This is a genomic window from Myxococcaceae bacterium JPH2, assembly GCA_016458225.1.
GTDB lineage: Bacteria > Myxococcota > Myxococcia > Myxococcales > Myxococcaceae > Citreicoccus.
Genome location: JAEMGR010000061.1, coordinates 1 through 10,511, shown reverse-complemented (window position 1 = coordinate 10,511; position 10,511 = coordinate 1). Strand labels below are relative to the sequence as shown.

9 protein-coding genes are annotated in these 10,511 nt (G+C 68.9%); 6 read left to right on the top strand and 3 right to left on the bottom strand.

Annotation, left to right across the window (positions count from 1 at the left end):
• The 4 genes from JGU66_35920 to JGU66_35905 all read left to right on the top strand — a co-directional run.
• Positions 1-189 (top strand): hypothetical protein (locus JGU66_35920; GenBank protein ID MBJ6766171.1); only part of this gene is annotated, 189 nt, incomplete at its 5' end.
• 5 nt (positions 190-194) lie between these two features.
• Complete coding sequence (locus tag JGU66_35915) at positions 195-881, top strand: ABC transporter ATP-binding protein (protein MBJ6766170.1); 687 nt, start codon at positions 195-197, stop codon at positions 879-881.
• A gap of 86 nt (positions 882-967) precedes the next feature.
• Positions 968-2,413 (top strand): sigma-54-dependent Fis family transcriptional regulator, encoded by a 1,446-nt coding sequence (locus tag JGU66_35910; protein MBJ6766169.1) that lies wholly within the window; start codon positions 968-970, stop codon positions 2,411-2,413.
• A complete protein-coding gene (locus JGU66_35905; protein MBJ6766168.1) occupies positions 2,410-3,762 on the top strand; it encodes a PAS domain S-box protein in 1,353 nt (450 codons plus the stop codon). Before JGU66_35910 ends, JGU66_35905 begins: the two co-directional genes overlap by 4 nt.
• A gap of 9 nt (positions 3,763-3,771) precedes the next feature.
• Here the strand turns inward: JGU66_35905 and JGU66_35900 are convergent, their stop codons facing one another.
• Positions 3,772-4,290: a hypothetical protein gene (locus JGU66_35900; protein MBJ6766167.1), complete on the bottom strand. Its 519-nt coding sequence runs from the start codon at positions 4,288-4,290 to the stop codon at positions 3,772-3,774.
• Between the two features lie 269 nt (positions 4,291-4,559).
• On the opposite strand from JGU66_35900, the gene JGU66_35895 reads away from it, so the two are divergent.
• Both JGU66_35895 and JGU66_35890 read left to right on the top strand, forming a co-directional pair.
• On the top strand, positions 4,560-4,820 hold the full coding sequence (locus JGU66_35895; protein ID MBJ6766166.1) for a DUF4859 domain-containing protein: 261 nt from the start codon (positions 4,560-4,562) through the stop codon (positions 4,818-4,820).
• A gap of 160 nt (positions 4,821-4,980) precedes the next feature.
• Positions 4,981-6,285, top strand: coding sequence for a hypothetical protein (locus tag JGU66_35890; GenBank protein ID MBJ6766165.1), 1,305 nt, complete (start codon positions 4,981-4,983; stop codon positions 6,283-6,285).
• Positions 6,286-6,355: 70 nt separating this feature from the next.
• On the opposite strand, the gene JGU66_35885 is transcribed toward JGU66_35890, so the two are convergent.
• A complete protein-coding gene (locus tag JGU66_35885; GenBank protein MBJ6766164.1) occupies positions 6,356-9,142 on the bottom strand; it encodes a TonB-dependent receptor in 2,787 nt (928 codons plus the stop codon).
• A gap of 137 nt (positions 9,143-9,279) precedes the next feature.
• Positions 9,280-10,511, bottom strand: a 1,232-nt coding sequence (locus tag JGU66_35880; GenBank protein ID MBJ6766163.1) for a hypothetical protein, incomplete at its 5' end; no start/stop codon positions are given.

The window sequence follows — 10,511 nt, the reverse complement described above, 5'->3', positions numbered from 1 at the left end:
CTGGGGCTGATGCTGTCGCTGGGCCTGGCGCGGCTGCTGGGGTCGATGCTGTACGGGGTGACGGCGTATGACCCGTGGACGTTCGTGGGCGTGGCGGCGCTGTTGAGCGGCGTGGCGTTCCTCGCGACCTGGTTGCCCGCGCGTCGGGCGACGCAGGTGGACCCCATCATCGCGCTGCGCGCGGAGTGAGCATCATGTCCGAACCCCTCATGCGGCTGCGTGATGTGGAGAAGTCCTATCCCCTGGCGGGAGGCCGCAGCTGGGTGCTGCGCCGCATCCACCTGGACATCCAGCCCGGTGAGTTCGTCACCCTCATGGGCCCCTCGGGCGCGGGCAAGTCCACGCTGCTGTCCATCCTGGGCCTGCTCGACGCCGAGTGGACCGGTGAGTACTGGCTGGATGGCAAGGCCGTGCACTCGCTCAAGACCAAGGAGCGGGCGGAGCTGGCGCGGCGCACCATCGGCTTCGTCTTCCAGCAGTACCACCTGCTGGACACCCTCACGGTGGCGGAGAACCTGGAGGTTCCCCTGTCCTACCGCGACCTCAAGCGCGCCGAGCGCGAGGCGCTGGTGGGCGACATGCTCGACCGCTTCCAACTCGTGGGGAAGAAGGACCTGTTCCCCTCGCAGCTCTCGGGCGGTCAGCAGCAGCTCGTGGGGGTGGCCCGCGCGCTCATCTCCAACCCCAAGGTCCTCCTCGCGGACGAGCCCACCGGCAACCTTCACTCCGGGCAGGCGAAGCAGATCATGGAGGTCTTCCAGGAGCTCAACCGGGCGGGCACCACGGTGGTCCAGGTGACGCACTCGGACGCCAACGCCGCCTATGGCCACCGCATCGTCCGGCTCGCGGATGGCTGGATGCAGTCCACTCCGGCCCCTTGAGTCGCCTGCTCCCTGGGCGATTGGGCGACCCAGGGAACGGCGATCCCCGAGCCACCCTGCTTTCTGGCACATTCTCTCCCCATCCGTTGGTGACCCCCGTGTTCGAGTCCACCTCTGCTGCCCCCGCTGTCTCACCGGAACCCGTGGCCGCCTCGCGGGCCGCTCGCATCCTGCTCGCGGATGATCAGGCGGACGTGCTGGACGCGCTCCGACTGCTGCTCAAGCGCGATGGCTACTCCATCGTCACCGCGCAGTCGCCCGCGGGCGTCCTCGCCACGCTGGACGCCGAGGACGTCGACCTGGTGTTGATGGACCTCAACTACGCGCGTGACACGACGTCCGGTCGCGAGGGCCTGGACCTGCTCTCGCGCCTGCGTGGGATGGATGCGTCGCTGCCCATCGTGGTGATGACGGCGTGGGGAAGCGTGGAGGGCGCGGTGGAGGCCATGCGCGCCGGCGCGCGCGACTACGTGCAGAAGCCGTGGGACAACACGCGGCTGCTCGCCACGCTGCGCACCCAACTGGAGCTGGGGCAGGCGCTCAAGCGCAGCCGCCGCTTGGAAGAGGAGAACCAGCACCTGCGCCGCGGCCAGGGCGGACTGCCCTCCATGGTGGGCGAGTCCCGCTCGATGCAGCCGGTGCGCCGCCTCATCGAGCGCGTGGCGCCCTCGGGCGCGAACGTGCTCGTCACCGGCGAGCACGGCACGGGCAAGGAGGTCGTCGCGCGGCTGATGCACGCGGCCAGCACGCGCAAGGACCGGGCGTTCGTGGCGGTGAACTCGGGCGGCCTGTCCGAGGGCGTCTTCGAGAGCGAGCTGTTCGGCCACGTGAAGGGCGCGTTCACGGACGCGAAGGCGGACCGCATCGGCTGCTTCGAGCTGGCGGACGGCGGCACGCTGTTCCTGGATGAGATTGGCAACATGCCGCTCACGCAGCAGGCGAAGCTCCTGCGCGTGCTCCAGACGGGTGAGCTGCACCCGGTGGGCTCCTCCAAGACGCGCCGGGTGGACGTGCGCGTGGTGAGCGCCACCAACGTGGACCTGGCGAAGGCGGTGGCCGAGGGCCGCTTCCGCGAGGACCTGCTCTACCGGCTCAACACGGTGGAGGTGCAGTTGCCCCCGCTGCGCGAGCGGCGCGAGGACATCCCGCTGTTGGCCTCGCACTTCCTGGGCGAGCACGGCAAGCGGTACGGCCGTCCCCAGATGCGGCTCGCCCCGAGCGCGCTAGAGGCCCTGCTGGCCTATCCGTGGCCCGGCAACGTGCGCGAGCTGGAGCACGCGGTGGAGCGCTCGCTGCTGATGGCCACGGGCGATGAGGTGCTCGCCGAGGACCTGCTGCTCAAGCGCGGGGGCAACAACGGCGGCACGTCGCGGCTGGAGGAGATGACGTTGGAGGAGGTGGAGCGCTACCTCATCGAGCGCGCCCTGGCGCGGCATGAGGGCAACGTGAGTGACGCGGCCAAGGGGTTGGGCTTGTCGCGCAGCGCGCTGTACCGCCGGCTCCAGTACTACGGAATCAAGGGCGCTCGGTGAAGCCACAGCGAGCGCCGCCACCGCACGACGTGCAGGTGCTGGGGCTGGCGCTCCTGGCGGGCCTGCCCGCGGTGGTCGTGGCGTTCGTGCTGGTGTGGGCCGGTGCGCTGAGCGCGAAGGTCCAGTGGACCCTCTCCGCGCTCATCCTGGGGTTCTATGCCGGCGGTGGGTTGGCGTTGCGCGAGCGCATCGTCCGTCCGCTGCACTCGCTGGCCAACCTGCTGGCCGCGCTGCGCGAGGGGGACTACTCGGTGCGCGGCCGAGGCGCCCGCGGCGGTGACGCGCTCGGCGAGGTGCTGCTGGAGGTGAACGCGCTGGGCGACACGCTGCGCGAGCAGCGGCTGGGCGCGATGGAGGCGGGCGCGCTCCTCGAGCAGGTGATGGAGGAGATCGACGTCGGGGTGCTCGCCTTCGACGTGGCGGGCACGCTGCGGCTGGTGAACCGGGCGGGTGAGAAGCTCTTGGGCCACTCGCGCGCCCAGCTCGTGGGCAAGGGCGCTGGAGCCTTGGGGCTGGCGGATCTGCTGGAGGGGCCCGCGCCGCGTCGGTTGACGCGTGGCTTCTCGGAGGAGGGCGGCCCCTACGAGCTGCGGCGGGGCTCGTTCCGTCAGGGTGGCCTGCCGCATCAGCTCGTGGTGGTGGCGGACCTGCGATTGGCTTTGCGGGAGCAGGAGCGCGAGGCGTGGCGCCGCCTGGTGCGCGTGCTGAGCCACGAAATCAACAACTCCCTGGCGCCCATCCAGTCCATCGCGGACTCGCTGCGCGGGCTCTTGTCTCCCGGGCCGCGCGCCTCGGATTGGGAGGACGACATGCGCTCGGGGCTGGGCATCATCGCCCGGCGCTCGGAGTCGCTCGCGCGCTTCATGTCTGCCTATGCGCGGCTGGCGAAGCTGCCGCCTCCGGTGCTCCGTGATGTGTCATTGGAGCCCTGGGTGCGCCGCGTGGTGGCGCTGGAGCAGCGCTCGCTGGTGTCGGTGCGCGCGGGCCCGGTGCTGGTGGTGCGCGGCGACGAAGACCAGCTGGAGCAGCTCCTCATCAACCTGGTCCGCAACGCGGTGGACGCCGTGCAGTCCGAGCCAGAGAAGGGCAACGGTGTCTGGGTTTCGTGGGGCGTCCACGCCCCCGGCTCGGTGGAGGTCTGGGTGGAGGACGAAGGGCCGGGGTTGGCGGACACCGGCAACCTCTTCGTGCCGTTCTTCACCACCAAGCCGCAGGGCAACGGCATCGGGCTGGCGTTGAGCCGGCAGATCGCCGAGGCGCATGGCGGCAGCCTGCGCCTGGAGAACCGACCGGATGGCCGAGGCTGCCGAGCGCGCCTCAAGCTGCCCCTGGACGCGCCGGGCGCTTGAGCGGGAGGCTCAGGCGGCCTGCTCGTCCAGGTGCAGGTCGTACGCGGGCGACAGCTCCACCACGTTCAGGGTGAGCAGGTGGTACAGGATGGTGTTGCTCAGCCAGAAGAACAGGGCGCTGAAGCTCACGTAGACGAGCTGGGAGTTGGGCCAGATTTGCAGCGGGTGGTGGAACACCTCGGCGGCGATGAAGCCGGCAAACCACTCGCCCATCCAGCCAATCACCGTGCTGGTGATGAGCCGCTGCCACAGCTTCACGCGCCGCGGATAGAACCAGAAGTGGTGCAGCGCCCACAGCATCGTCACGGCCGCGGCCCACAGGAACAGGCTGTTGAACGAGAACCACTCGTAGGGTGACTCCGGGTACACCCAGCCCCAGGTCCCGTTCATCCACCGCCACGCCACGTTCTCCGACAGCTCCAGGAACCAGAACAGCGGGGTGATGTAGAGCACCTGCCTCACCAGCACGCCCAGAAACGAGGCCAGCGTCTTGAAGAGCTGCCCCAGGGGCCAGGTCAGCGTGATCATCCCGTCCCTCGCTCCGGCGGTTGGCCGCTGTCACCGCTCTCCGGACAGAACGGAGTCGCCTTTATTTCTTGATTTATTCGAACCCGTCGGCTCGCGGGAAAGGCATAAATCGCAGGAGTTTCAGGATGTTGTCGAAGTCCTGCCCAGTGGATGGAGGCCAGCGTTCCCAGGTAGACAGCCCAAGCGCCGTTTGACGTGATGGTGAAGACTATCCAGGATTACGAGGTCCCCAGATGGGGATGCTTTCACCACACTTCCGGAGATTCAGCATGCGCGTTCGTCCCCTTCGTCGCTCCCTGCTGTTCACTGCGGTCGCCACGTTCCTGGGAGCTACCGCGGGCTTCTTCGTGGCCACGGATGCGCGGGCGGATGACCCCGGCACCGGCATGGAGCAGGAGAGCCGCGAGTACTACTCCGATGCCACCATGACCCAGCATGTGGGCGGCTGGTGGTACGACTGCAATGGCAACGTCCGCTCCTGGGGCGTGCAGACCATTTACATGACCAGCTACCGCTCCGCCTGCTACTAGCCGGATGCGTCCGCCCCGGGTGTGGCACCCACCCGGGGCGCCCTTGTTCTATCAGGCAGTTCCGCTATTTCTGCGAAGTCGGCATTGACGGCTCTGGATTTGAGATTGCCGCCAGGCTGATTCCTGTCACGAAACGACGGCAATGCGCGAGGAGCGGAGCATGCGGAAGCTGCGACGGTGGTCCCTGTTCACGGTGTCCCTGAGCGCCCTGGGCCTGGGGATGAGTGGTTGCGGTGCGGAGGGCGAGCTGGGGGCGAGTCCTCCGGGGGTGTCCTCCGAGGTGCGAGTCGAGGGCCAGGAGCTGTACGCCGCCTCGACGAGGATTTGGAAGACGTTGAGCATCCCGGTGTGCTGGGAGAACCCCACGGCGGCGAACGCGGCGGCGCGCGGCTGGGTGAAGGACCAGGTGGAGAAGACCTGGGAGACGGTGACGGACGTGGACTTCACGGGCTGGGGCACCTGCGTGGCGGGCGCCAGCGGAATCCACATCCTCGACTCGGACACGGGGCCGCACACGGTGGGCCTGGGCAACGGGCTCAACGGCGTGACGAGCGGCATGGTGCTCAACTCCACGTTCAACAACTGGAGCACCAGCTGCAAGACGACGGTGGAGTTCTGCGTGCGCGCCATCGCCCCGCACGAGTTCGGGCACGCGCTGGGCTTCGCCCATGAGCAGAACCGTCCGGACAAGCCCGCCACCTGCTTGGACGCGCCGCAGGGCAGCAACGGCGACATCCTGGTGGGGCCGTGGGACGCGTCCTCCATCATGAATTACTGCAACCCGAGCTGGAACAACGCGGGCAACCTGAGCGCGGGGGACATCGCGGGGGCGCGCCAGTTCTACGGCTCGCCCACGTACGCGACGACGAAGAAGGACGCGGTGGACTGGGGCAACGGCAAGCTCTACTTCTTCAACGCGGGCACCTACACGCGCTTCGACATCGCCACCAACAAGGTGGACAACGGCTTCCCCGCCACCACCTCCGCGGGCTGGGGAAACTGGCCCGCGAGCTGGACGGACGTGGACGCGACGGTGCGCTGGAACACCAGCAAGGCGTACTTCTTCCGAGGCAACCAGTACCTGCGCTACGACATCGCGACGGACAAGGTGGACGCGGGCTATCCGCAGCCCATCGCGGGGGCGTGGCCGGGCTGGCCGGCGACCTGGACGAACGTGGACGCGGTGGTGCGCTGGAACAACGGCAAGGTCTACTTCTTCCGCGGCGCTGAGTACCTGCGCTACGACGTCGCGACGGACCAGGTGGACGCGGGCTATCCGCAGCCCATCTCGGGCCACTGGCCGGGCGTGTGGACCAGCGGCATCGAGTACGTCGTGAACTACGACAACACCAAGGCGTACTTCTTCAAGGGGCGCGAGTTCGTTCGCTACGACATCGCGACGGACAAGGCGGACACGGGCTATCCGCAGCCCATCGTGGGCAACTGGCCCGGCGTGCCCTTCTAGTCCTTCCCTCGCGTCTGATGACGCGCCGGGGCTCGTCGCGGGCCTCGGCGCGTCTCTGTCTGTTCGTGGGTCAGTACGAGGCCTTCAGGCCGAGCAGCGGGAGGATGACCGGGATTCCGATCGGCCTGCGGACGGGCGCGAGGACCTCCTTCTCGTCCTGTACCGTCGTTTGGTACGAGTATTCGTAGGAGAGGACCTCCTGCTGGACGGAGGCATTGAGGATGTCCAGGTAGGCCTCGAAGTTGAAGTCTTCCATGGCCCACGACTTCGCCACGCGCAGGTCCACGCGGAAGAAGGGCGGCAGTCGCTCGGCGCGGTCGCGATCCTGCCGCACCCAGGTGTCAGGCTCCCCAGAGACAGGGGCGCTCACCAATCGCTGGGTGAGCGAGGCGACTTCGCCGGACTCGGGGCGGCCGGTGTTGAAGTGGACCACCGTGCCCACCGTCCAGTTGTTGCCGAACTTGTAGCTGAGCGCGGCGTTGAAGACGTGGGCTTGCTCGAACGCGAAGGGCAGGGTCCCCTCCACCGTCTCCACCACCTGGTTGTTGTCGCCGATGCGGCTGATGCGCATGTTCCGCTTGCTCTGCAGGAAGCTGTAGGACGCCCAGCCGAACCAGTTGCGGCCCATCGGGTGGCGCACCATCAGCTCGAAGCCGTAGGCATAGCCGCTGGCGGCGGGGTCCTTCATCAGCAGGTCGTGGCGGCGGCGGTTCTCCGCCACGTCCGTCAGGTCGAACTCCACCGTGCGCGACAGCGGGTTGTAGAAGACGTCCGCGTTCAGCTCCAGTCCCTCGGTCGCCTTCCACTCGGCGCCCACGTCCATCTGCGCGCCGGACTGGAGCCCGTAGCGCAGGCCCGCGGTGTCCATCGCGGGGATGTGCAGCAGCACGGTGGGCGGTTGGTGGAAGAGGCCCGCTCCGCCCTTGAGCGTGAGCGTGTCGGTCAGCTCGTGCCGCACGGTGAGGCGCGGCTCCACGGCTGTGTGCGTGATTCCCGGGACCAGATGATAGGTGTCCACGCGCACGCCCGGCAGCACCAGCCAGCGCTCGGCGGGCTTCCAGGTGACGGACGCGTACGCGCCCGCGAACGTCGCGATCGACGAGGGGTTCTTCAGCGGATCCGCCTCTTCACCGGGCCGCCAGCCAGGAGGCCGCGCGGAGCCGTCGATGTGCGTGGCGGCGCGCCGGTGCTCCACGTCGCCGCCCACGAGCAGCTCCAGGTCGTCCGAGAGCATGCGCTTCCAACTGGCGCGCGCCGCGAAGCTCTTCTGCTCCAATCCATACTCGCCCACCTTCTCGCGCGAGAGCACGCGCGTCTCCGGGGCCATGACCGTCTGCTCGCCCTCGAGGCCGACCGCGTCCGTGCCGAAGGTGAGGCCCAGCTCGCCCTCGCCGCCCGCCAGCGGATGCGTGCCGCGCAGGTCCACGCGCTGGAAGCGCGTCGCGACACTGCCGCCCTCGGCGTCCGCCAGCCACTCGGGGCGGACCCCCACGTTGTCCGAGCTGCCCAGCGCGAACAGGCGCACGCGCCCCGCGCCGACCTTCTGCTCGATGCGCGCCTGGTAGTCCCAGAAGCCCGCGTGCACGAGCTCCGCGTCCTTGAGGTCGAGTGCGTGGGTGGTGAGCGAGAGGAGCAGCGCGGTATAGCTGAAGCGACCGGCCACGCTGATGCTGGTGCCGGTGGACTCGATGGGGTACTCGATGAAGCCGCCGCTGTTGAGCAGATCCGCGTAGGCCGTGAAGTGGAGTCGGTCCTCGCGAGGGCGTGACAGACGTCCCTCCACCGCGCCGCCGAGCACGCGTCCGTACTGGACGGGAGGCGAGCCGGGATAGAAGTCCACCGCGTCGAGGAAGTCCGGGTGGATGACCGCGGGCCCCAGCAGCAAGTGGTACAGCATGGGGACGCGCACGCCGTCGAGGAAGAAGCCCGTGGCCGCGGGCTGGCTGCCGCGCACGACGGGATAGCTGATGCCGGAGGCGATGCTGCCCACGCCCGGCATCAACATCACCACGCGGAAGGGGTCGCCCATGGTGCCGGGCACCTCGCGAATCTCCTGCTCATGGAGGGTGATGCGGGTGACCTCGGTGCGCGGTCGGTCGTCGCGGACCACGGTCTCGTAGGGATTCACCACGCCCGGCTGGAGGCGATAGACGACCTCGAGCACCTGGCCGGAGCTGAGCGTCTCCTCGAAGGTGGCGGGCTTGTGTCCCGGAGCGCGCACCTCGATGCGATGCGCGCCAGCGGAGGTGCCCAGGGTGAAGCGGCCTTCCGTGTCGGTGGTGGCGGCGGGGGTGGCGCTGCCGTCGAGGAAGAGCGTGGCATCCACGAGGGGGCGCCGAGTGCCGCGCGCGCGCACCACGCCGGAGACGCGGGTGACCGCGACCTCGACGACGCGAGGCGGCTCGAAGCGATAGACGAACGGCAGCCGCACGGAGACGGGCGTGCCTCCCAGGGTGGCAGGAGTGAAGCGCAGCCCGGGCGCGGCGGCGACGGCGGCGTCGACGAGGCGCGGCTCGCTCGGAGCTTGAACGACCTTCGACTCGGCGACGTGGCCTTGCTCGTCCACGAGCAGCTCCAGCGTCACCTCGCCCGGAGTGCCCTCCAGTCCCTCGGGCCACGCCGCGGGCGAGTCGGCCAGGAGGGTGGGCGGGACGAGCACCGCTTCGCCTCCGGTGGGTGTGAGGCCCAGGCGCTGGGCATCGTCCGCGGAGATGCCCGTGCCTCCATCCGTGGCATGGACATCCACCTCGACCTGTTTGGGCGCACTTGTGCCAGAGGGGACACCTTGGGCGTGCGAGAGCGATGGGAGCGCGAGCGATGCGAGCAGGAGGAGTGCGACGGCGCGGGGAGAGGGCATGCGCCCCCTGCAACACCTTTCGGTTTGAGAACTGTCACCGACCCGGTCGATTTATTTTCCGCACCGCCCATCTTCCCCACGGAGTCTCAAGGAGGGTCTGCGCAGACCTGCGTTTCAACACCCTCCGGGCCATCGCTTCACTCAAACAGAGACAGCTCCCCCAGTCGGCTCATGCCCCATGTATTGATGGGGGTCTCTGTCTGTTGCGGCACGGTGAGTCGGACGTAACGCACGGGCCCAATGTCATTCAGGGGGAGATCCAGATAGAGGGGCTCGGTTTCGGGATTGAAGGGAGGGTCGCCGTAAGGGCTGTCTTTCGCGCTGTAGTCGGCGATGGTCCCGAAGGTGCGCCAGGTCACGTGCCGCGTGATCTCCACGGCATCGACAGGCGCCTCCTGGAGGAGGCTCCAATGTTCTCCATCCGCGCTCCCCTCCAGGCGCACCTTCGCGGTGGCCTGGAACTGCAGGGGGAAATCCAGCGCGCGCACCACGGCCCGCTTGAGTCGCGCGGGAGCGGCCAGTGAGAGCCGGAGCTCCTCGGTCCTGGACGGACCCCTCGGATCCGAATTCGCCCCATCGAATCTCACCGCGTCTGGCTTTCCGTCCGTCCAGGGACACACGTCCGTGGGCGAGGGCTGGCACGAGGCGCCTCGGCTGATGGGGCGGAGGGCGCCGGCCCCGAGAGGAATCCGGCCCGTGCGCCACTCCATGCGGAAGCTCACGTAGCTGCCCTCGGCGCCCAGCGGCTTGAAGCCCCAACCGCCCACGGACAGGGCTCGAAGCTGCGCTTGCGGTGCGGCGAAATCCTCCATCACGTAGGGGTTGGGCTCCCAAGGAGAGGGCGCGTCCCACTGGTACCAGAACGTCGCGCCGCCACTGCTCAGCCACGCGCTAGGCCGCGGGACCGAGGGCTCCAGCGTGTCTTCCCCGCCGGTGCCGTTGTCGATGGTGAGCGGCGGCTGGGCGGCGATGGGGCGCGTGGGGCTGGGGGGCGCGGGCTCGAAGGTGAGGCGCGGGCCGGGCGCCGCCGCCAGGTTCGCCACCCAGGGCTGCAGGGGCGGCAGCTCCACGTCGTCATCGAAGGAGAAGGAGAGGAAGGCGCCCTGGCCCGTGGCGTCCAGGGGGAGGGCCATGCGGAAGCGGTATCCCTCGTCCACGGTCTCCGGGGTGGGGTCGGATTCCCCCTTGAGGATTTCCAGTGTGAAGTCGCCGGCGTCGTTCGCGGAGACAGACGAGAAGGGCGTGAAGTTCACCGGCCACGATTCCGTGGGGATGTCGAACCTGTGCGGCGAGCGGTCCACGGCAATCGCTTCGACCGGGTGGCCAGAGCCATCCGCGTTCAGCACGCGGCCGTAGGCGAAGATGGGGT